The sequence below is a fragment of the Proteus sp. G2626 genome (assembly GCF_009915985.1).
In the GTDB taxonomy this organism is placed as follows: domain Bacteria; phylum Pseudomonadota; class Gammaproteobacteria; order Enterobacterales; family Enterobacteriaceae; genus Proteus; species Proteus vulgaris.
In genome coordinates this window covers 18,355-42,263 of sequence record NZ_JAABNH010000005.1, presented here as the reverse complement: position 1 = coordinate 42,263, position 23,909 = coordinate 18,355, and the positions used below count along the sequence as shown (strand labels likewise).

The 23,909-nt window shown below is 36.2% G+C and carries 19 protein-coding genes; 6 read left to right on the top strand and 13 right to left on the bottom strand.

The window, feature by feature from the left end:
* Positions 1-5: 5 nt before the first annotated feature.
* The 3 genes from bcsB to GWJ05_RS01625 all read right to left on the bottom strand — a co-directional run bounded on the left by bcsB (position 6) and on the right by GWJ05_RS01625 (position 5,052).
* A complete protein-coding gene (gene bcsB, locus GWJ05_RS01635) occupies positions 6-2,357 on the bottom strand; it encodes a cellulose biosynthesis cyclic di-GMP-binding regulatory protein BcsB (protein ID WP_161680971.1) in 2,352 nt (783 codons plus the stop codon).
* 2 nt (positions 2,358-2,359) lie between these two features.
* Entirely contained in the window at positions 2,360-4,480 is a 2,121-nt protein-coding gene (bcsA, locus tag GWJ05_RS01630) for a UDP-forming cellulose synthase catalytic subunit (RefSeq protein WP_052038417.1), read from the bottom strand.
* A 170-nt stretch (positions 4,481-4,650) separates the two neighbouring features.
* Positions 4,651-5,052: a hypothetical protein gene (locus GWJ05_RS01625; protein WP_161680969.1), complete on the bottom strand. Its 402-nt coding sequence runs from the start codon at positions 5,050-5,052 to the stop codon at positions 4,651-4,653.
* 1,364 nt (positions 5,053-6,416) lie between these two features.
* On the opposite strand from GWJ05_RS01625, the gene GWJ05_RS01620 reads away from it, so the two are divergent.
* The 3 genes from GWJ05_RS01620 (at position 6,417) to GWJ05_RS01610 (ending at position 8,708) form a co-directional block, all read left to right on the top strand.
* On the top strand, positions 6,417-6,968 hold the full coding sequence (locus GWJ05_RS01620; RefSeq protein WP_036933484.1) for an NADAR family protein: 552 nt from the start codon (positions 6,417-6,419) through the stop codon (positions 6,966-6,968).
* Between the two features lie 156 nt (positions 6,969-7,124).
* Entirely contained in the window at positions 7,125-8,036 is a 912-nt protein-coding gene (gene nagK / locus GWJ05_RS01615; protein ID WP_036933486.1) for an N-acetylglucosamine kinase, read from the top strand.
* Positions 8,037-8,123: 87 nt separating this feature from the next.
* Positions 8,124-8,708 (top strand): rhomboid family intramembrane serine protease, encoded by a 585-nt coding sequence (locus tag GWJ05_RS01610; RefSeq protein WP_036933488.1) that lies wholly within the window; start codon positions 8,124-8,126, stop codon positions 8,706-8,708.
* 23 nt (positions 8,709-8,731) lie between these two features.
* Here GWJ05_RS01610 and satP read toward each other — a convergent pair whose 3' ends face one another.
* A complete protein-coding gene (gene satP / locus GWJ05_RS01605) occupies positions 8,732-9,295 on the bottom strand; it encodes an acetate uptake transporter (protein ID WP_036933489.1) in 564 nt (187 codons plus the stop codon).
* A gap of 346 nt (positions 9,296-9,641) precedes the next feature.
* On the opposite strand from satP, the gene GWJ05_RS01600 reads away from it, so the two are divergent.
* Both GWJ05_RS01600 and GWJ05_RS01595 read left to right on the top strand, forming a co-directional pair.
* On the top strand, positions 9,642-10,049 hold the full coding sequence (locus GWJ05_RS01600) for a YgiW/YdeI family stress tolerance OB fold protein (protein ID WP_373364701.1): 408 nt from the start codon (positions 9,642-9,644) through the stop codon (positions 10,047-10,049).
* A 267-nt stretch (positions 10,050-10,316) separates the two neighbouring features.
* The gene (locus GWJ05_RS01595) at positions 10,317-10,769 is read left to right on the top strand and encodes a DUF411 domain-containing protein (RefSeq protein WP_036933494.1); all 453 of its coding nucleotides are present in this window, start codon (positions 10,317-10,319) and stop codon (positions 10,767-10,769) included.
* A 92-nt stretch (positions 10,770-10,861) separates the two neighbouring features.
* On the opposite strand, the gene GWJ05_RS01590 is transcribed toward GWJ05_RS01595, so the two are convergent.
* Together GWJ05_RS01590 and GWJ05_RS01585 are read right to left on the bottom strand one after the other, a co-directional pair.
* Positions 10,862-12,394, bottom strand: coding sequence for an MFS transporter (locus tag GWJ05_RS01590; RefSeq protein ID WP_036933496.1), 1,533 nt, complete (start codon positions 12,392-12,394; stop codon positions 10,862-10,864).
* Positions 12,384-13,481, bottom strand: a complete 1,098-nt coding sequence (locus tag GWJ05_RS01585) for an HlyD family secretion protein (protein ID WP_082239430.1) — start codon at positions 13,479-13,481, stop codon at positions 12,384-12,386. Before GWJ05_RS01585 ends, GWJ05_RS01590 begins: the two co-directional genes overlap by 11 nt.
* A 115-nt stretch (positions 13,482-13,596) precedes the next feature.
* Between GWJ05_RS01585 and GWJ05_RS01580 the strand changes: the two genes are divergently transcribed.
* Complete coding sequence (locus GWJ05_RS01580; protein ID WP_036933498.1) at positions 13,597-14,235, top strand: TetR/AcrR family transcriptional regulator C-terminal domain-containing protein; 639 nt, start codon at positions 13,597-13,599, stop codon at positions 14,233-14,235.
* 50 nt (positions 14,236-14,285) lie between these two features.
* On the opposite strand, the gene GWJ05_RS01575 is transcribed toward GWJ05_RS01580, so the two are convergent.
* The 7 genes from GWJ05_RS01575 to atpG all read right to left on the bottom strand — a co-directional run bounded on the left by GWJ05_RS01575 (position 14,286) and on the right by atpG (position 23,880).
* The gene (locus tag GWJ05_RS01575) at positions 14,286-15,692 is read right to left on the bottom strand and encodes a YfcC family protein (protein WP_036933501.1); all 1,407 of its coding nucleotides are present in this window, start codon (positions 15,690-15,692) and stop codon (positions 14,286-14,288) included.
* 9 nt (positions 15,693-15,701) lie between these two features.
* Positions 15,702-16,835 (bottom strand): M20 family metallopeptidase, encoded by a 1,134-nt coding sequence (locus GWJ05_RS01570; protein WP_161680967.1) that lies wholly within the window; start codon positions 16,833-16,835, stop codon positions 15,702-15,704.
* 814 nt (positions 16,836-17,649) lie between these two features.
* On the bottom strand, positions 17,650-19,476 hold the full coding sequence (gene glmS, locus GWJ05_RS01565) for a glutamine--fructose-6-phosphate transaminase (isomerizing) (protein WP_036933505.1): 1,827 nt from the start codon (positions 19,474-19,476) through the stop codon (positions 17,650-17,652).
* A gap of 159 nt (positions 19,477-19,635) precedes the next feature.
* Positions 19,636-21,009: a bifunctional UDP-N-acetylglucosamine diphosphorylase/glucosamine-1-phosphate N-acetyltransferase GlmU gene (gene glmU / locus GWJ05_RS01560; protein ID WP_036933507.1), complete on the bottom strand. Its 1,374-nt coding sequence runs from the start codon at positions 21,007-21,009 to the stop codon at positions 19,636-19,638.
* Between the two features lie 152 nt (positions 21,010-21,161).
* Positions 21,162-21,578 (bottom strand): F0F1 ATP synthase subunit epsilon, encoded by a 417-nt coding sequence (locus GWJ05_RS01555; protein WP_006534340.1) that lies wholly within the window; start codon positions 21,576-21,578, stop codon positions 21,162-21,164.
* 21 nt (positions 21,579-21,599) lie between these two features.
* Positions 21,600-22,982: a F0F1 ATP synthase subunit beta gene (atpD, locus tag GWJ05_RS01550; protein ID WP_023583323.1), complete on the bottom strand. Its 1,383-nt coding sequence runs from the start codon at positions 22,980-22,982 to the stop codon at positions 21,600-21,602.
* 34 nt (positions 22,983-23,016) lie between these two features.
* Positions 23,017-23,880 (bottom strand): F0F1 ATP synthase subunit gamma, encoded by an 864-nt coding sequence (gene atpG / locus GWJ05_RS01545; protein ID WP_036933511.1) that lies wholly within the window; start codon positions 23,878-23,880, stop codon positions 23,017-23,019.
* Positions 23,881-23,909: the final 29 nt, after the last annotated feature.

Here is a 23,909-nt window from a genome sequence, read left to right as displayed (position 1 = left end):
TCCTCCTATTTACCTGAACGATGCTGTGATATCTGATGTAAACGACGAGTTGAGCGACGCTGTAACCAGTAATAAGTCACTAAGCCCGTCAACGCACAAAAACCAACAGCTAAAAGACCAAGCAAATACACATGCCTAGAGCTATACCAAAGAAATTGTTGTAATAAAGGTAAGTCCCCTTGAGAAAAGTGTTCGCCTAAATGGAAACTTCTTACTGTGTCTTTACCACTAATCAGTGTGATGTCGCCTTTAATGGCTGCATTTATCTGAGCTAAATTTAAATCGTTGATGATGGTTTTTATCGAATCATTACCTTTAGCAGTCACTAACACGACAACCCTATCGCTCGCCCAAGGTGAGATAAAACTCACCATGCCACGCCAGTTTTTCATGGAAGCGAGATAATTAGTGGCATCACTACTTTGAGATAAATAATCACCCGCGATCCAGCCTTTTGCTTTATCAAGAAATGACTGTGATTTGATCTCGATATTTTTATTTAAAAAAGAGAATGCCTGTTGTGAAAAACGTGTAGGTAAAAAGCCTTCACTGCTTAATGAACCAATCGCTAATATATCCTGTTGAGATAGATTATTTTTCTCTAGCGCCTTAGCCCCTAAGAACACAGAAGTATGAGAAACCGGTGTACCTGTGGCATAACCCGTTCTCGCCATTAAGTTGAATAAGGTATAAAGCTCTTCTGTTGTCGGATTTTCAGGTAATAGAAGTGTGGTTTGTGAAAAATCAGCACGACGACTAAATGGGAATGAAGCCCCAGAAAAATACGCTAAGTTCGGCATTCTTGAATAGTGCCAAGTATTTTTAAATTGCAGTGTTGATTGCGGATCAATTTGGCTAATCAAGCTACTGCCATCCGTTAAAATACAAGGAGAATCATCTGGCTCGCGTAAATCAAAATAAAATTGCAATTGATTCTGGCTATAAATTTGGCGAGGATTTAAATAAAGAGTGCTATTTTGTTGTTCACTCTCCATACCTAGCCATTGTCTTAGCATACCTAAAGGCTCTGAACGTGCTGGATATAACGCACCTAAGAATTGGTTATTCAAAGAAGCAATCAATGACGAGCGACGACTATTTAGCTTATCTGAATGAGGAAAAACATATTTCAACTCTAAAGGTAACGCATCACCATCCCACCAAAAAAGATCGGGAGAAACACGAAACGAAAACTGATTCGGTGCATGATTAATACCTTGGCGTGAGAAATCATCATTGCCATTAGCAATTTGACCCAATGTGACCGGTTTATCCGTGTTTAACCAACGTGGTGCATCGTAATCTTTTCGTACAGCCAATGTTTGAAAAGGAACGACCAAGTGATCATTTTGTGGCAATTTACCGTTGTTTAACGCCCATACCGCCTGGCGTAATGATTTCTCATTATCACCACTAATCAGTAATAATTTGAAAACAGGATCAACAGGGTTATCAACTATCGTTAACTGCCCACTATTCCCTGAAGGAAGAGTTATACCTGCGATAGTTTGTCCTGAATACCCAACTAAAATACCGTCACTTTCAGGTAATTGATTCATTAAAACCGGTAAATCAACTTGCTTAATATCATGGCTAAAACTACCAAACCATGATGCTGCAATCGCAGCTGTTGTTACCTCCGCATGGTCAGGTTTATCTGACAATATGATAGGTAACGAGGTCGCTGTCATTCTGTCGGGATCAAAGAACGGTAGGGGCAATCGTTCCAGACTATACCCGCCATTAATCCAACGACCTCGATAATCTAATGATGAATCAGGTGAAATAACGAGGCTAAGCCCTTCGGCTAATGGTGGCATGCATTGATTTTCATCCAATGCATCACGGCTAGCTAAACGAAAGCTGAGGTTATTTTCATTCGTCAACATCATTTCAGGGATTTCTAAAACATATTCATGTTCTTGCCCACCCTCTTCTAAAGGTAAAAATCCCATAGGTTGACCATTTAACATTAAATGGAGTGTTTGGTCAGACTGAACTAATCCTTGAGATGCCTTCACCTTCATCGTTAATGTGGCGTTATCAATAAATAAATCATTCGCCATATTAAAAGTCACACCAGAAAGTAATCTTCTTCCTGATAATACGATAGGCGATGGATTTCCCATCTGTGCCAATGTTAATTGCTCTTCGATATTACGAGCTTCAGATAATCTCGCATCTTCAATTCGAATGGGATTATTGACATTTTGTTGTACGGTTGATTGGATATAAGAAGTCGGGTCAGGCAAAATTTCACCACCGAGTTCTAACATACCCGTCGCTGCTTGAGATAAATTAATACTCGCAATCGCTATCGCAGTCAGGCTTAGCATTAATGTCAGTTTCTTTTTCATGCTTAGTCATCCCCGTTAATTGATTGCACAGAGAGTGAAGTTTTGGCTTTGGTTCTTGTTGCGGCTGCTTTTACTTTTTGGCGACGACCAAAGAACAATTCAAAAATACAACGAGTAATACCTGCTAACTCTTTAAAAGGTTTATCTTTATAATCTGCTTGATGGATCCATGCATCAGCACGACCAAAAATAATACGCACCAATTTACGACGAATATTTAAATTAATAGGTAAATATTCAAGGCGTAATTGATTATTTTCTAAACTTACTATTTCAACAGGAACTGAAACTTCATCGCGTTGAACATTGAGCGTGATTGAAGTGACATTGCGTTGGCGAAATTCCGCCATTTTATTCACTGCGATACGAACGCCCCCCATTGAAATATCTTCAGTGGTTGTGCTTAATTTCGCGCCATCATCAAAATACAATGTAATAGGAAGAGCAGCATTAATTCGGGTATGTTTACGAATTTGACGAGTCTCTTTACCGACAGCAATCGATGCAAGAATGATAAATAAGCTATAAGTTGCCCAAGTTAGGTTTAAAACAATAACTAGAGGATCAATACCTTGAAAATCATTTAATAGATAACGGATAACGACCCATGAAATACCCGTAATTAAAAGAAGAGCGGTAATAATTAAAGGGCGTACAGTGAGATAATCCATATAGCTCTTATCAAGTAAATCACCTTTATCTGTTACGTTAAATTTACCTAATTTTGGTGAAACTAAGCTGAGTAGCGTAGGTAAAACCAAACTAAAAGCCATGACGGTTTCATAAATTTCCCCCCAGAAAGAATAACGATATTTACCGATATTTTTTGAGTTTACATAAACCGACATGATTAAGTGTGGCAATGCATAGGCGAATATCATGCTGGCAGATGAAGCAATAATATTGAGGTTAAATAACATAAACAGTAATGGGGCAGTTAAAAAGATAATGCGAGGTAAACCGTACTGAAAATGGAGCATGGCATTGAGATAACATAAGCGCTGAGGAAATGTTAAACCACGACCTAACATTGGATTATCAACACGGAATATTTGTGTCATCCCTCTCGCCCAACGAATACGTTGATTAACGTGTAATGCTAAACGTTCTGTTGCAAGGCCTGCGGCTAAAGGAATATCAATAAATGCAGAGTTCCAACCTAGGCGTTGTAATTTCAACGCGGTGTGGGCATCTTCTGTTACTGTTTCAACTGCAATACCACCGATCTCTTCAAGTGCGCTACGGCGCATTACAGCGCATGAACCACAGAAGAAAGTCGCATTCCAGTTATCATTACCACGTTGAACAGGGCCATAGAAAAGGGCGCCTTCATGTGGTGCATCTTTTGCTGCACTTAAATTACGTTCAAAAGGGTCTGGAGAATAGAAATAGTGTGGTGTTTGAATAAGCGCTAATTTAGGATCTTCAAGAAAGCTACCAACTGTTGCTTGCAAGAAAATACGGGTTGAAATATGGTCACAATCAAAAACACAAATAAGTTCACCATCTGTTAATCCCATAGCATGATTTAAGTTACCTGCTTTGGCATGATCATGAACTTCACGTTCAATATAAGTTACCCCAACATCACCTGCGAATTGTTTAAATTCTTCACGACTACCATCATCCAAAATATACACTTTCATTTTATCTTGTGGGTAGTCAATAGCTTGAGCCGCTAAAACCGTATCACGTACCACATCTAAACTTTCGTTATACGTCGGTATATAAATATCAACTGTTGGCCATTGAGAAATATCTTTAGGTAAAGGCGCTATTTTTCTATTTAATGGCCATGATGTTTGAAAATATCCTAAGACTAAAATAACCCAAGAATAAATTTCAGCCATAAATAAACCGCTACCTAAAACAGCTTCGATGGTTGTATTAAAATTAAGGGTATTCGTTGCACGCCAGTAAAGATAACGTGTTGACATCAACAACGAGATAAAAACCATTGTTAACAATCGTTTTTTTGATTTTTTAAAGCCGACAACAAATAACAACAATATATTGATAATGCCGAATATATATTGTTGTTCGGCACTCATTGGCATAACAATAAGTGAAAACATTGTTATCAATAGAAAAGCCGTAATTAATGTTTTAAATACTTTATTCATAAACCCATACCTTTGTCATCGCCATAGATTTTTTCTTAAGAAAATAGTTATTCATCGATATAAATAAATATCGAAAAAAACAAACCTAGCTTAAAAAATAAAATAACAATGGCTAAAGATTGACACTAGTCAATATTATTTATTTATACAAAGAGTGTTACTTATTTAAATTAGACAGAGGCAATAAATGAAAATATATCTTTTAGTGATATATTTTCATGCGCATAAACTCTATCCGTTTCTTTGTTATCAAATATTTTATTATCTGCTAACAAATTTTTCTTGCTCTTAATTAAATTGTCTTTCTTTGCTTTAACAACTAAAGCATCCTGGCGATAAGAAGGGTTTAAAGAAACCATAAGAGATTGTTTTTGTTCGTTTTTCATAGAAGAAGATGAACTTTCTGAAAACGTTTTATTACTTAAATTACCCATTTTATTGTTATCTTCATTACTTATAACTATTGGTTCTACTTTATTATCAACATCTTGTGTTGGAGAAGAAGAAAACTCTTGGAAAGCAAAGGCATCTTCCTGAAACTTATCTTTTAGATTACTAATGTCATCATACATAGTGTGGCCCCTTTAATAACAATACTCTAAACCTTGTTCAATAATTTGATGCTCATCTAAAATAAGAAAGTGAGTACTTTAGAGATAATATCCACAACAAGTTAAAAATATATCTTTATAAACTCAAATTTAAACTTTCATTAAAACATCAATTAATGAACATCAACTATGTAGGGTAAAACAATCTTATTTATATTAATTTATTAAATTACAAATAAACATCATTCGATTAGGAGTAATGATTATTTAAATTAAATTGTATAATTATTTTAATGAAAAATACAACATCAAAAAAAATATAAAAACTTAGCCACACCTTATTTTTGCTTTATAAAAATGAGTACTTTTACTTAACTTCATATTGATTATTATCATCAAAAAGAGTGTCTTTTTACTCTAAAAAAATAGGTTTAAAAGCCAGATAATAACTAAAGTCAACTAATAACAATTTGTATAAATTTTATAAAAATAAAATTCTAAAATAATTAAGTATTAATATTATTTCTTCTAAAAATTAAAGAACCTTTCAAGATCAATTAAAAAAAATCACCTTATTTCCATTCTAAAAATGACTAATAAATAATAAAAAAAAATAAAAATAATTATTTATTCATATTGATTAGCATCAAAATAGGTTTATTTTTTACTCTTAAAAAGAGAATTTATTGTTTTTTGTCATATTCTGATAGTTTTATTTTATAAAGAAAAAATAAAACACATCAGTATTCGTTAAGTTTTAGAAAAAAACATCTAAAAAAATACAAAAATAGATTATCAATCTATGAATAGTCTTATTATTTACTTATAGTAAATACTGCTAAGTATAACCTGTATTTCAGAATAATTAACTTAAGTAATATTTTACTACTAAAATAATATTGTTAACTTAGCTTAACAAACAGACAATCGTGATTTGGTTCAAATAATAAATGTAACAATGAAAATAAGCTAACAATTCAACATAACACATTGAATTAAAATAAAAACAAACAACCACTTAGTTATAAATACTAATAATTAGTATAAATACCAATCAAAGTGATTTTTTATATTAAAAATACTTAATTAACTATAGCTTTATACTAAACAGAGAGTATCATTTTAAGACCTTCTTTTTAGGTAAATACGTAAATAAAGGTACTCTTCAGATGCATTTTTTTAAGAGTAATCTTATGAATCTAAGTTGTATTTTTTTTATCTTTTAGCAAAAAAACATCAAATTAAGATGGTTTTTTGCAGCGATAATTCAAAATTGCGGAATCGTTTCACCTACTCACAGAATAACAAAAAGGCACTCTATCCTTCTTTACTTCTATGCTATCTTTATTAGATGAATCGAACGTATTCGCGATAATGGAAAAAAGATGGATTTAGAACAATTAAAGAAAGATTTTCGTACTGGTAAGAAAATAAAATTTATCTATTTTTGGGGGCACAAAAGTAAAACAGATGACGTCACAAAAAGTTGCTTTAGCCAATGGTATCCTGCACCGTTTATCTTAGATGATGTTCATTACGTTAGTGCTGAACACTATATGATGGCAGAGAAAGCAAAGCTTTTTAATGATATAGAAATACGAGAACGTATAATTACAACATCAAACCCAGGTACAGCTAAAGCACTTGGTCGAGAAGTAAAAGGATTTAACCAAGAAATTTGGGAACAACAACGTATGGCTATTGTTATTCGAGCTAATATTGCTAAATTTTCTCAAAATAATGCGCTAGGTAATTTTTTAATTTCGACAGGCAATCGTGTGCTTGTGGAAGCAAGCCCCGTTGATAAGATATGGGGAGTAGGTTTAAGTGAACAAGACAAAGAGATCGGTAATCCCCTTTTATGGAATGGATTAAATTTATTAGGCTTTGCTCTAATGAAAGTACGTCGTGTTTTAATTGAAGGCAGTCATCAATAGGTAAAAAACTCAACTGTCACCAATCACTGTTCTTATTTAACCTAGTGTATATAAACAGTAGAGATAACTTAAGTATTGACTGAAATAGAAATGGCCCGGTAACAACAACTTTATTGTTACTATAAATAATATTTACAGAATAATTAAGAGACTGATATGTATTATGGTTTTGATATGGGCGGCACAAAAATTGAGCTTGCCGTTTTTGATAAAGATCTTACTCAAGTATGGCAAAAGCGTGTTCCTACACCTAAAAATGACTATCAGGCATTATTGAATGTGTTTAAGGAGCTCACTTTAGAAGCCGATAAAGAATTAGGATGCAAAGGGAAAATCGGCGTAGGTGTGCCAGGCATTGTTAACGCAAAAGAAGGAACAGTATTTACCACCAACGTTCCCGCAGCCAAATACAAACCAATGGTTCATGATCTCGCACATATACTCAATAGACCCGTTAAAGTTGAAAATGATGCTAACTGTTTTGCCTTATCAGAAGCATGGGATCCTGAATTTCGTCACCACCCTTCAGTACTTGGCCTTATTTTAGGTACAGGAGTCGGGGGTGGCTTTGTTGTTGATGGAAAAGTTCTTTCCGGTAAAAATGGTATTGCTGGTGAAATTGGCCATATGAATTTAACGGTGGATGCAGATAACGTCATAGGTGACACCATGCCAAAAATTATCTGTGGTTGTGGCAAAAAAGCGTGTTTTGAGACTTATTTATCAGGCAGAGGCTTTGAACGTATGTATAAAGCCTTCAATAATGCCCCCAAAAGAGCCGTTGATATTGTTGAGCAATATTATGCTGGAGATAAAAAAACGGAAGAGCATGTTGATCGTTATATGAAAGTACTGGCAATTTACCTAAGCAATATTCTTACTGTACTTGACCCACATTTAATTGTTATTGGTGGTGGATTATCACAATTTAATGCATTGTATGACCAATTACCTAAATATCTTTCTCACTGTATTTATGGAAATGCACAAATTCCAGCAATAGAAAAAGCACGTCATGGTGATGCAGGTGGCGCCCGTGGAGCTGCTTGCCTTAATTTATTAGACTGATAAACAAAAAAGAGCCTTTCTTCTTTTATTAAAGGCTCTTCTATCAAAACGGTTTTATCTACGTCACTCGGTATTAAGGCGATCGTTATGGATAAGATATGGTTTAAAAAAAGATTAACTTTTCTTGGTGGATTAACTATCACATTAATCCTACTTCAGTTAATTGGCTCTCTCTTACCAATTTCACTTCTTCAATGGGGAATTATTCCAAGAACAGGTGAAGGATTAATAGGTATCTTCATCGCACCCTTTATTCATGGTTCTTGGTCTCATCTGTTTAGTAATCTACTCCCTCTTCTTATCCTTAGTTTTTTATCCATGACACAATCTTTACGAGAGTATGTTTTATCAAGCATATTTATTATTATCGTAAGTGGTTTATTAGTGTGGGTTTTTGGACGAAGTGCCATTCATGTTGGTGCAAGTGGCTGGATTTTTGGATTATGGTCTTTGTTGATTGCTCATGCGTTTACACGTCGTAAAATTATCGATATCGTGATAGCACTCTTTGTTCTATTCTATTATGGATCAATGGCCTATGGCTTAATTCCTGGTCAATTAGGTGTATCGACTGAATCACATATTGCAGGTGTGGTTGCGGGACTATTTTATGCATGGTGCGCAAAAAAATTAGTCCGACGAAAAAGCCAAATAATAGAAGTGGCTAAATAAAAAGCCACTTCTTGATAAAACAATTATTTGTGGCCGATTGGCAATATTGTTCTGCCATACATCTCATTTAATACTTCAGCCATTGCAAGGTAAAAAGCACTGGCGCCACAAATAATACCTTCAAAGCCAGCAATTTTTAAAATCAGTGCATTACTGGTGATATTTCCTATCGCCAGTAAGGCAAATAAAATTGTCAGACTTAAAAAGACAAATTGCAGTGCTCTATTGGCTTTTAATGTGCCAATAAACATGAAAAAGGTAAATATTCCCCACAATGCTAGAAAGACACCTAAAAAGACAGGAGTTGTGGGTTCACTCAACCCCATTACGGGTAATAACCAAATTCCCACTAATGTGACCCAAAAGAAGCCATAAGAGGTAAATGCGGTCGCGCCAAAAGTATTGCCTTTTTTAAACTCAAAAATTCCAGCAATAACCTGTGCGATCCCACCATAAAAAATTCCCATACTCATAATGACAGAGACAACAGGGAAAAAACCGGCATTATGTATGTTCAACAAAATCGTTGTCATACCAAAACCCATCAAACCTAATGGACCCGGATTGGCAATACGTTCGTTAGTCATAAAACCTAAAACCTCTAAAAATAATAGGGGAAAATTAAAAAAAATTTGAAGGCGCTGGATAATAAGAGGTAATACATTTAAAAACAATGATCCCGATGGGTATATTTTTGAATAACTGCCCACGTTGATACTAAGGGGAAATAACTAGTGGATTTAACTTAGAGAAAAGAAGTATTTAGTGATAGATGCTTATATCAATAAAAAATACAAAGAAAAATAACAGTCTATAATTTAAGAGGTAATATCAATCAGTTGATATATGAATACCGAAATTTACCTTAATATGCGGTTTTATACATGAAAATGAAATAAAATCTAACACAATAATTAGTTATATTATTAACCTATAAGCGAGCTTGTTATGAAAAAAATACTGGTATTATTAATTGGTAGTACGTTGGCTTTTGCATCTCAAGCAAATACGACACAACAAGGTGGTTTTCAAGGCTCAATTCAAGCACCAACAGAACAAGGTGGATTTAAAGGCCCTTCTATTAGTGAAACCACCGTTGCTAAAGCAAAAGATCTTTCGGATGACACTTGGGTTATCTTAACCGGTAAAATTACGAAAAAGATTGGTGATGAGTTGTATGTTTTTGAAGATAGTACCGGTGGTATCAATGTAGATATTGATAATAAAAGATGGCGCGGGCAAACAGTGACCCCTGATAATACCGTCAGAATTGAAGGTAAAGTAGATAAAGAGTGGACAAGTACAGAGATCGACGTAAAACAAATTACTATCATTAAATAATTATCATCAAATAATTTGTATCTAAACAAAATTAGCATCTCTTATTAAAAAAGCCAATTTATTGAATAAATTGGCTTTTTTCTTTTTATATTAAGTGCTTTTTTTTTCGAAAAAAATTAAAAAACATAAACATAGTATTATTTATATCTTTGTTTTATATAAATATTTTTTTACAAAACTCTACGTGTTTATACTTTTATTACATTGACCTTCCCGTAGGGGGAAACATTATTGTTATACCCATCAATTTAATGAAAGGAATGGACAATGAAAAAATTATTACTACCTTCGATTATTGCAATTTCAGTATTTACAAGCACCGCTTATGCATCTAATAATCATAATATTATTGAGGTTTATAAAACGGACAGTTGTGGATGCTGTGCTTTATGGGCTGATGGCATAAAAGAAGCTGGTTTTAACGTTAAGGTAAATATTGTTTCAGAAACGCAATTAATGGAAAAATATCAACAAGCAGGCGTACCAAATAATTTATTTAGTTGCCACTTAGCGACTTACCAAGGTAAAGACTTAGTTGGGCACATTCCTGTTGATAGTTTAAAAAATATCAATTTAGTGGATAAATCGAAATCTGGTATTGCGGTTGCAGGTATGCCAGCAGGTAGTTTAGGTATGTATGCGGGTGATTATAAAGAGCCTTACCAAGTGATTGCTTTTGATAAATCAGGTAATCAGTCACTGTTTAAGTCTTACAACTAATTTTGTTCTTACTATCGTGTCGTTTTAATAGCAATATAGCTCTCCGATAGCGTTATTTTTCTCTGCCTGTTTTCGATTTTACAGGCAGTACTTTATTTTTGGATAGTAAATAATGTTGGCACAATAGGATTAGCAGGTGAAGGCTTTAAAAAAATCATACAAATTAGCCCTAAAATAACAAACCACGTTATTAAATGAAATCCATCTATAAAAGAGGCGACATGAGATCCCCTTGCTATTAATGACACTATATATTGAACATTTTCTAATAAATCACTAGATAATTTCTGCTCTCCCGTTTGAATATAACCCCTCAATGAGTTGTGATGCGTATCATAAGATATTCGTAAATAGGTATTCATTAAAGCCCCAGCTAATGCAGGCATTAATACTCTAGCAATCGAAATATATGCACCAAGATGTAATGCTTCACTAGGCTTAATGTTTGTGACAAATGATGCAATCAACCCAATTAATAAAATACACTCCCCAATAGCCTGTAACATCATTAGCACAAAGAAATCATCTGCTCGCCACTGATAAGTCATTTGATGTCCGATTAAGCAAGCAATTCCAATAATCGTTATCCCTATTATCATCACTAATCGAGGCTCTAATCGACGAGCAATCATTATGGCAAAAGGGCTGAAAAGAAGATAAATAATAAAAGCTATATTACTCACATCACCTATTTGCTGAGCTTTTAAACCTGCCACAATACTTAAAAAGGATGGTATAAACAAAGAGTTAGGCAACATTAAAAAACCATATAAACAAGCAATAATAAAGCAGAGCCTTAAATTATAATTTTTGAACCAATTTAAATATCCAAAGCTTTTGCTATAAACTGACGCTCTAATAATAAAAGTGAGTATTAAGATACAACTAGCTAGTAAACAAGAAATAATCAGCCCTGAATCCCACCATCCTAGTAATTCACCTTGCACAATACCAATATACAATAAAATTAAACCTAAGCATTTTAATGTCATACCTCCCCAATCACTTTGTGCTAATAGTTCTTTATTGATAGAGGATATAGGCATACCTCGCCAAGCAAAAAACATAATAGCTAACGAAAATAACATTGAAACCCAATAGAGCCAGCGCCAATTTAAGATTTCGAATATTGAACCAGATATTCCTACTCCTGCATCCATTCCGACTGAAACTCGTAGGCTATAAGCCGCCATAACGATTAGCCAAACATTAGGATTTAAACTTCTTAATGCCAAAGATATTGTCATTGGCAAATAGACTCCCAAACAAAAACCAATCAAAAAATGTAGTATTAATAAAAAAGGGAGTCCAATAAAATCACCACTACTAGAGACAAAAATACAACAGAAAAAAAGTAACAAGCTTGAGCTAATTAATATTTTCTCAGCACCATAAATCACCATAAACCAAGGTACTAATGTCATACTGATTAACTGAGCAGAATTAATTGCTACGTTTAACCAAGAGCCTTGCACTATATCTAGAGCAAAAATACCGCGTAAATCAGCTAAAGAAATAGAAAACATACGAATAAAAAGTGTTGATAAAATAGCACCTGAAAAAACAGAAAGCACAATAAAGATTGGCCTGTTTTCTTGTGCGCTAAATAAGAAATTAAGCCTCATGATCACCCTCTATAGATAAACTTTCTGTGTCTATTTTTACCTCGACAGACATACCAGCACGTAATTTAGCTAATAATTTATTATTACTATCAAAAGTGATGTAAACAGGAATACGTTGTACCACTTTAGTAAAATTACCACTGGCATTATCCGCTGGAATAAGTGCTGATTCACCACTACTTTGTGCGCCAATATAACGAACTTTCCCTTGAAACTCTTCATAAGGAAAAGCATCTATTTTGATTAAAACGCGTTGTTCTGGAATAACTTTTTTTATCTGAGTTTCTTTTAAATTAGCAATAATATAAATATGATTTAATGGTGTTAGCGTAACAACCTCTGTGCCAGAGGTTACTAGACTACCAATATTTACTTTTATTTTATTTAATTGAGCATCAAAAGGGGCTTCGATAGTGGTATAGGTGAGTTCAGTCTCTGTTTGTTGATATCTGGTTTGTGCAATATTTTTTTCTGTTAAACGGATCTGTTCTTGCGCTTTCAGTAACACTAATGACTGCTTAGCTTGCTCCCATTCATTTTTAGCAGCACTTTGTAATTTAATTAAACGTTGCAAATCAGACTGTGCATCAAGGTAGTTTTGTTTTGTTATTGCACCACTTTGAATCAAATCTTTTCGTAATAAAGGATTGCGCTTAGCCTGTTCCACATCAATTATCGTAGCTTCATAGCGATTACGTAATATTCCAATATTAAGTTCAGCAGCTTTTATCTCTTCTTTTAAATTATCAAGTTGTAATTGTGCTTTTTTCAACTCAGAAATAGCCGCTTCTTTATTGAGAATTTGCTCATTATTATTAATAGTAGCAATAACTTCACCTTTCTTAACATATTGATAATTTTCTTTTTTTACATCTAAAATAAAACCTGTCATCCGAGATTTTAATATTGTGGTATCCGTTTTAATGTAAGCATTATCTGTCGTTTGATAACGCGCATCGCTCCACCATTTATCCCAATCTATTATGGCTATTCCAATAAATGTAATCACACAAATGACAGCAACCCAAGGAGTATAAGTCATTATAAACTTTGTTATTTTCTCTTTATTTGATGGCATATTTTCCATTGTTAACTCCAAACCCCGATCTTTTGCTCTCTTAAATAGCAATCTAACATTGTTAGGTTTTTCAAATATGGTAAACTAACATTGTTAGATAGAAAAGGGGTAATGAGAATTATTTATGAAAACACCTAAAATTGATCGGCTGAAAGTATTAGATACCGCTCTTTCATTGCTAGAGACAGAAGGTATTGAAGGCCTAACAATGCGTAAACTCGCGGATGCGTTGCAGATTAAAGCGGCCTCTCTCTATTGGCATTTCGATAATAAACAAACCTTAATTGAAGGGATGGCAGATAGAATAGTCAGTGAGGTTGCAATAAATTTTGAATTTAAAAATAATTGGAAAGAAGATATTAAGCGTCTATCTTATGATTTAAGAAATGCATTTTTACGCCACAGAGATGGGGCGAGAGTATTTGCTGGTACTTATGTGATATCTGAAAATGTATTACGTATAAACAATACATTTATTAGCGCCATTATGCAGTCCGGCACTTCAGCTCAACTCGCAAGTAAAATAACAATGACCTTGCTCTATTTTATTTTAGGCTGCTGTATAGAACAGCAATCTGTCATGCTGATTGAGAAAGAAGAACTAGCCAATAAAAGAGAAGCTTTTGAACAATTAGTTCAAGATAAATTTCCTCAAACTTGGCAAGCGAGAGAGGTTCTGTTTGCTGATGATTTTACCTATCGTTTTGACTTTGGATTAGAGCATCTTATTTTAGGTTTTCAGCATCAAATAAATGGATCATGATAAAAAAATAGCCGCTTAAAATATGCGGCTATTTTTCTTACCTTATACAATCAAACAGGACCATAACTTATAGTCGTTGCAATACCAATTGCCGCCATACCAATCACTATCCAAATCATTAAAATAGGGAAAACAAATTTAACCCAACGAGTCCAAGGTACTTTACCGACAGCTAATACTGCCATTAATACACCTGATGTTGGTGTAATAATGTTAGTAAATCCATCACCTAATTTAAGAATTAAGACACCCGTTTGGCGAGTTAAATCTAAGATATCTAAAATAGGTACCATTATAGGCATCACAATAGATGCTTGCCCTGTACCCGATGTCACTAATAAATTGAATAATAAATTAAAGAAATAAAGTAACTGAGCGCCCCAAAAATGGGAGGTTTGCTGTAATGGAACGAGTGTAGCTTGAACAATAGAGTCTAGCACACGCCCTTCATCCAAAATAACAATAACCGCTCTTGCAATTCCAACAACTAATGCCCCATAAACTAAAGACTGGGCACCTTTCATAAAGGTTTTAATATAGTCGTTTGGCCCGATTTTAAACATCACAGCAACCACAACACTCATCATAATAAAGATGGCAGATAAGTGTTCAATACCCCATTTATATTCAAAAGCACCGTATAAAAATAGCCCAATAAATGCAATAAAGACCACAAGACTCAATTTCTGCATTAAAGAGAAAGTACCGTCCACGGTTTGATCTTTGTGATCATCATAATCAGGATCATCTGTAGCTAACCCATACATATAACTTTTAGTTGGATTATTCGCGATACGTCTTGCATACCAAACAATATAAGCAATAGTGACCACAATCAGAACTGAGAATAATACAATTCTAAAAATCACGCCTGAAAATAAAGGCACTTCAGCTAAGGTTTGTGCTGTACCTAAAATAGTTGGATCCAAAACACCAACAGCATTCCCTGCATAATATCCAAGGTAAACAACAGCAACACCCGTTATGGCATCTAATTTCATCGAACGTGAAAGGGCTATTCCTATTGGAATAAAGGCTATAACAGCATTTGCCGCCAATCCCAATGATGAAAGCATACCAAAGATAAATGCAACCGTAATAATCAGCGCTTGGTAATTACCCTTTGTTTTGACAATTAACGCATTGATCCCTGAATCAATAGCACGCGTTCTGTCATAAATAGCAATTGCACCACCAATCATAAATATCAGGAAAATAATACTTGCTGACTGCTTTAATCCAACAGGAATAGCGTAAAACACATCCATTAACGAAGCTGGATTTTGATCAACATAACCAAAACTACCTGGTACAACACGATTTAGCCCATTTACTGTTTCGCGTTCATAGGTTCCTGCAGGAATTAAATAAGTTGCTATTGCGGCTAAGATTACAATGCCAAAAATAATAATAAAGGCATCAGGCATAGCCCATTTTATTTTTTTATTCTTATCCATACATTCACCTTATTGAGACAGACGCTTTAAGATATTGGCAAATAACGCCGTTCTTTCGGTTAATGAAGGTAAATCAATATATTCTTTATCACTGTGCTGATATCCGCCAATAGGCCCTAACCCATCAACACTTGGTGTACCCACACCCGCAGTAAATGAAGCATCAGAGCCTCCTCCTGTCGAAATATCTTCAATATCAAGACTGAGTAAACGCGCTTCTTCTTTTATAATGTCAATTAAAGTTGCACTTTCTGGTGTTTTTACCATTGGAGGACGATTAATACCGCCATTAAGCGTGAGTTTAACGCCTTCTAAAACAGGCTTACTGCATACTTCTCTGACTAATTTATCTATTTCAACACCTTGCTCATCGGTTGAAATACGCACATCAATTTCAGCACGAGCATTAGGTGCTACCGTATTAACTGATGTGCCACCAGAGATCAAACCAACATTAATAGAAAGCCCTTCATCATGGCGAGACAGTGCATGTAATGCTTGAATTTTATAAGATAACTCTTGAATAGCACTAATTCCCGCTTCTGGTGCAATACCAGAGTGAGAAGCTTTGCCTTCAATTAAAAGTTCGTAAGTTCCCACACCTCGGCGAGCACTAACAATTGCCCCATTAGCACGAGCAGGCTCCATCACTAAGGCATAAGATTTATTATTTGCATACTGTTCAATCAAACCACGTGACGTTTTTGAACCAATCTCTTCATCACAATTTAAGAATATTTCAACATTTTTATAAGCGTTATTACCTGATTGTATTAGTGCATTAATAGCGTAATAAGTCAGAACATGACTGGCTTTCATATCAATAACACCAGGTCCATAAGCACGAGTACCGTCGATACTAAATGGGCGCTCAGCGACTGTACCTTTAGGGAAAACAGTATCAAGATGAGTAGCAATGAAAATTTGTGGATTTTTGGCTTCTTTATGAACTAAGCGATAATTATTACCCAGCTTTTCATTCTCAAAAACCTCGACGAGAAAACCTAATTGTTTATAACGTTGAATAAGTAAATTAGCCACAGCATCAACGCCCTCTTTATCATAAGAGCCACTTTCTGTGTTCACTAATTCTTTTAAAAATTCAACCATTTCATTGTATTGTGAATGAATTGTGTTTTGCATTTCTCTTACCTCTTGTAATTATAATTTGTCGTTTTTCTTAGCTTGTTTTTGAGCTTTTATTTCTCTTGAAAGAACTTGCTTATAAAACTGCAACAAAACGCCAAATACGATTATTAGCGTTAATTTGTAATTTTCATTATGGGTTAATAAATAAAACAACCTTAAACTTTACATATATTTAATATGATTGCATCTATTTTTTAAACTCATAACAACAATTAATCAAACTCACAATAAATTGGTTTTAAAAATAGATCGTTTTTAATAAGAGATCGGAGGAGATAGGGGAATTAACCTAAATATTGCTTGATTGTTTTAATAAAAAACTAGACAAACAAAACCAAATAAAAAAGAATTTAAATTTAACGTAATTTAAATCAATATAGATAAAATAAAGAATATCAATAATGATTATTGATATATATTTGATAATTAAATATAGGAAAAATGAAATGGTAAAATAAAAATAACGATAATTAACAATAAGTTAAATATTTTATTATAAATTTATTTAAAAAAAATAAAATATTTTTTATTCTTTATGGAAAACAAATTATTCTTATAAAAAGTATATTTTTATAATTTTATTAAACTTAGTCAGTTGCTCTCTAAGTTAAGTATCACTCATTATTTATTTTTCATTTCTTTATTTTTATGCTAACTGTAAATTAGAATCCCTCTACTAATTTAATAAATTTTATTTATAACTATAGATCCAACGTACTGTAAATATAATAAAAAACCCAGTGTATCGGTTAAAATTTCACTGGGTTTAAGTATAATTAACAATAAATTCTTTATAAAAAGCTAATTTTTATTCAACCGTAACTGATTTTGCTAGGTTACGAGGTTGGTCCACATCCGTGCCTTTAATTAAAGCAACATGATAAGACAACAGCTGCAATGGTACAGTATAGAAAATTGGCGCAATAAGCTCTTCAACATGAGGCAAGGAAATCAGCTTCATCGTTTCATTTTCTTCAAAGCCAGCATCTTGATCAGCAAACACATACAGTAAGCCACCACGAGCCCGAACTTCTTCGATATTAGATTTTAATTTCTCTAATAACTCATTGTTTGGCGCAATAATGATAACGGGCATATCCGCATCAATTAATGCTAATGGGCCATGTTTTAATTCGCCAGCGGCATACGCTTCAGCATGAATATAAGAGATCTCTTTTAACTTTAAAGCACCTTCTACCGCAATCGGGTATTGGTCGCCACGACCTAAGAATAAAGCATGACTTTTTTCAGAGAAGTCTTCAGCTAACGCTTCAATCACTTTATCTTTCGATAACATGCTTTCAATACGGCTTGGTAATGCGTGTAATGCTATTGAAACATCATGTTCTAATGTCGCAACACCTTTAATCCGTCCCATATATGCCACCAGCATTAATAGAACGGTTAATTGTGTTGTGAATGCTTTTGTCGAGGCAACGCCGATTTCAGCACCTGCTTTAGTCATTAAGACAAATTCAGATTCACGGACTAAAGAAGAGCCAGCAACGTTACAAATCGCTAAAGAGGATAAATAACCTAATTCTTTGGATAAGCGTAAAGCGGCTAAAGTATCCGCAGTTTCACCTGATTGAGATAATGTGATCAGTAAGCTATTACGGCGAGTTGCTGGTTTACGATAGCGATATTCTGATGCGATTTCGACATCACAAGGAATTCCAGCTAAAGATTCAAACCAGTAACGAGAAACCATACCTGCATTATAAGACGTTCCACAAGCTACAATTTGAATGTGTTCAACTTTAGATAAGATCTCTTCAGCTTTAGGGCCTAGCTCACTCAGATCAATCGTTTCTGATTTTAAACGGCCGTCAAGCGTATTTTTAATCGCGAGAGGCTGTTCGTAGATCTCTTTTTGCATGTAGTGACGATAAACACCTTTATCACCCGCATCGTATTGAACGTTAGATTCAATCGTATCACGATCAACTTCATTGCCATTTACATCAAAAACATGAACGTGGCGACGGGTAATTTCAACAATATCCCCTTCTTCAAGGTAGATAAAACGACGAGTAACAGGTAATAGAGCCAATTGGTCAGAAGCAAGGAAATTTTCTCCCACACCAAGGCCAACCACCAGCGGACTACCAGAGCGAGCAGCGACTAATAATTCAGGTGTACGACTATCCATAATAACCGTACCGTAAGCACCGCGTAATTGAGGTATAACGCGTTGCACTACTTCACGTAATGTACCACCTTGACGCTGCTCCCAGTTCACTAGATGAGCAATGACTTCGGTATCAGTTTGTGAAGCAAACTGATACCCTTTTTTAATTAATTCTGCTTTCAGTTCTTGGTAGTTTTCGATAATGCCATTATGTACCACCGCAATCGTGCCAGATACATGAGGATGCGCATTATCTTCACAAGGTTCACCATGTGTTGCCCAACGAGTATGAGCAATACCTGTGCCACCAATGACTTGTGTTTTATCTGCTTCTTCAGCCAGCATTTGTACTTTGCCAGCTTCACGCAACCGCGTCATTTTGCAGTCATTATCAACAACGGCTAACCCCGCAGAATCATAACCGCGGTATTCTAAACGACGTAAGCCTTCAATTAATATTTCAGCGATATCGCGTTGTGCAACTGCACCTACTATTCCACACATTGTGTTATTCCTAAAACTGTGCGTTTTTTCGCACTTGGATGTCTATACCTGATTGGTTTATTCCCCAAGCCATTGTAGAAAGCGGGGATATTTTTTTGTTTTTAGAATAATAGCGTACAAGAAAAGGGCGCTAATGAAATATACGCCCTTCTCTTAAAATTATTGTTTTTTCTTCACTGGACGTTTCCATCCACTGATATGAGTTTGCTTAACTCGACTGATCACTAATTCATTTTCATTCACGTTTTTAGTGAGTGTTGTTCCTGCACCAATGGTTGCACCATTAGCAACAGTAACTGGCGCCACTAACTGAGTATCGGAACCAATAAAGACATCATCACCAATAACTGTTTTGAATTTATTCGCACCATCGTAGTTACAAGTGATAGTCCCAGCACCAATATTAACATTAGCACCTACTTCAGTATCACCTAAGTAAGTCAGATGACCGGCTTTAGAGCCAACACCTAAACTTGCTTTTTTCATCTCAACAAAGTTACCAACGTGAGCTTTATCCGCCAATTCACTACCCGGGCGAAGACGTGCAAATGGCCCCACAGTACACTCTTGTGCTAAATTTGCATCCTCGATCACCGTATATGGGCTGATAATAGAATCATCACCAATCACACAGTTTTTTAGAACACACCCTGTACCAATTTCAACGTTATTGCCTAAAGTGACATCGCCTTCAATAATCACGTTAGTATCAATCACGACGTCTTTACCGTGAGTTAGCGTACCACGTAAATCAAAACGCGCAGGATCAAGCAACATGACACCTTCGAGTAATAAGCGTTCTGCTTGTTCTGTTTGGTAAATCCGTTCTAATGCAGCCAGTTGTAAACGGTTATTCACCCCTTCCATTTCACTATGGCGACGAGGATGAGCCGTTTCAATTTTACGACCTTCTTTATGCGCTAACGCGATAATGTCAGTAATGTAATACTCTTTTTGTGCATTGTTATTATCGAGCTTACCTAACCAACGTTTTAAATCACCACCGTTTGCGACTAAAATGCCGGTATTGATTTCATTAATTTTGAGTTGTTCTTCAGACGCATCTTTTTGTTCGATAATGCCAATTACTTCACCATTTTCACGAACAATACGACCATAGCCAGTTGGATTATCTAAAATAACCGTTAATAAACCAATACCGCCTTCTGGTTTGACTTCAATTAAACGTTCTAATGTTTCTTTGGTGATAAGAGGAACATCACCATAAAGCATCAGGATATCTTCATCATCAGCAAAGAAAGGCGCGGCTTGCTGCATTGCGTGACCCGTTCCTAGTTGCTCTGCTTGTAGTACCCAATTAACAGGTTGTGAACCTAATTTTTCTTTCATTAGTTCACCACCATGTCCATAGACAAGGTGTGTTTGTTGAGCACCTAATGACTTAGCAGTATCAATCACATGTTGAACCATGGATTTACCCGCAAGTTTATGAAGAACTTTAGGTAACTGTGAATACATGCGGGTGCCTTTTCCCGCAGCAAGAATAACAACGCTTTTAGCTGAATTAGACATAATTAACCTGATAACTCCCGTAAAGAATGGCAAGTAAACCTGTTTATGCCAAATAATACTACATATTTCGTCACACAAAATATTTCATGACGCAAAAAAGCCAGTTAGCTAAGAACCAACTGGCTTTTTTATTCATAGACTGCCTATTTACATCAACGTCGAGTCAGTTCGATTACACGTAGTTTTGCAATCGCTTTGGCTAATTCTGCTGATGCTTGAGCATAATCAACATCACCATGAGAGGATTGAATGTGTTCTTCAGCTTTACGCTTAGATTCCAACGCTTTCGCTTCATCCAAATCACGACCACGGATAGCTGTATCTGCCAGTACAATGACGCCCGTCGGCTGAACTTCGAGAATACCACCTGAAAGGTAGATAACCTCTTCTTCGCCCGATGTTTTTACGACACGTACCATGCCCGGTTTTATGGCAGTTAATAACGGGGTATGCTGCGGATAAATACCGAGCTCACCTTCGCTACCAGTTACCTGAATTCGTTTGACTTCGCCGTCATATAACTGCTTTTCAGCGCTGACAACTTTCAGGTGGAACGATGTATCGGCCATATCAACCTCCCGTCAGCCGTATTAAAGCTTCTTAGCTTTTTCTACTGCTTCTTCGATAGTACCAACCATGTAGAACGCCTGCTCTGGCAGGTGGTCATAATCACCGTTCAGAATGCCTTTAAAGCCACGGATAGTGTCTTTCAGGGAAACGAACTTACCTGGTGATCCGGTAAATACTTCAGCAACGAAGAATGGCTGTGACAGGAAGCGCTGGATCTTACGCGCACGCGCAACAACCAGTTTATCTTCTTCTGACAGTTCATCCATACCTAAGATAGCGATGATGTCTTTCAGTTCCTGATAACGTTGCAGGATAGACTGAACACCACGAGCGACATCATAGTGCTCTTGGCCAACTACCAGTGGGTCTAATTGACGACTGGTTGAATCCAGTGGGTCAACCGCAGGGTAGATACCTAATGAAGCAATTTGACGGCTCAGTACAACTGTCGCATCTAAGTGAGCAAACGTTGTTGCTGGTGATGGGTCAGTTAAGTCATCCGCAGGTACGTATACAGCCTGTACAGAGGTGATTGAACCTGTTTTGGTTGAAGTGATACGTTCTTGCAGAACACCCATCTCTTCAGCCAATGTTGGCTGGTAACCTACCGCTGATGGCATACGACCTAACAGTGCTGATACTTCTGTACCGGCTAAGGTATAACGATAGATGTTATCGACGAATAACAGTACGTCACGGCCTTCATCACGGAATTTTTCAGCCATAGTCAGACCCGTCAGTGCTACACGCAGACGGTTTCCTGGTGGCTCATTCATCTGACCATAAACTAACGATACTTTGTCAAGAACGTTAGAATCTGTCATTTCATGATAGAAGTCATTACCCTCACGAGTACGCTCACCAACACCAGCAAATACAGAGTAACCTGAGTGCTCGATCGCGATATTACGGATCAATTCCATCATGTTAACTGTTTTACCAACACCCGCACCACCGAATAGACCTACTTTACCACCTTTAGCAAACGGACAGATTAAGTCCATTACTTTGATACCGGTTTCAAGCAGTTCTTGTGAGTTTGATAACTCTTCGTAGGTTGGTGCTTCACGGTGAATAGACCAACGTTCTTCAGTTGCAATATCACCTTTCATATCAATAGGTGTACCCAGAACGTTCATGATACGTCCCAGTGTTGCTTTACCTACTGGTACTTCAATTGGGTGGCCTAAGTTTTCAACTTTTAAGCCACGGCTTAAACCGTCTGATGTACCCATTGCGATACAACGAACGATACCACCGCCTAACTGTTGCTGAACTTCCAACACCAGTTTTTCTTTACCATTCATAACCTCAAGAGCGTCATACACTTTAGGGACGCTATCCTGAGGGAATTCGGCGTCCACTACGGCGCCGATTACCTGGACAATCTTTCCAGTAGCCATCTTGAATCCTCTACGTAATTCGTAAACCTAGCTGTTATACCGCGGCTGCACCAGACACAATTTCTGTAAGTTCCTGAGTAATGCTTGCTTGGCGTGCTTTGTTGTACACCAATTGCAGCTCTTTAATCAGGTTACCACCGTTATCTGTAGCGGCTTTCATCGCGACCATTCGGGCGGCCTGCTCACTCGCTAAGTTCTCTACGACGCTCTGGTAAACCTGCGATTCGATATAACGACGCAGTAAAGTATCCAGTAACGCCTTAGGATCAGGTTCGTACAGATAATCCCAAGATTTTTCTTTCAGCTCTTCATCATCACCTGGTGGTAATGGTAAAACCTGAAGAATTTTAGGCTCTTGAGCCATGGTATTGATGAACTTATTTGCCACCACATACAGTTTATCTAAACGACCTTCGTCATAAGCCTGCAACATGATATTGACTGGACCGATAAGGTCTGACAGTTTTGGATCATCGCCCATGCCGGTTACTTGACCAACAACATTTCCGCCCACAGAGCCGAAGAATGAAGCGGCTTTAGAACCCACTAGAGCTAAATCTACCTGTACACCTTTTTCAGACCACTCTTTCATGTCTGCCAGCAGTTTTTTGAACAAGTTAATGTTCAAACCACCACACAAACCACGGTCGGTCGAAACAACCAGGTACCCGACACGTTTAACTTCACGCTCTTCGAGGTATGGATGTTTGTATTCCAGATTCCCTAACGCAAGGTGACCAATCACACTGCGCATGGTTTCTGCATAAGGACGGCTGGCTGCCATGCGTTCCTGCGTTTTACGCATTTTCGACGCGGCGACCATCTCCATCGCTTTAGTGATCTTCTGTGTGTTTTGCACACTGGCGATCTTCGAACGTATCTCTTTTGCGCCGGCCATTTCTGCTTCTCCTCATGAACCAGACGGCC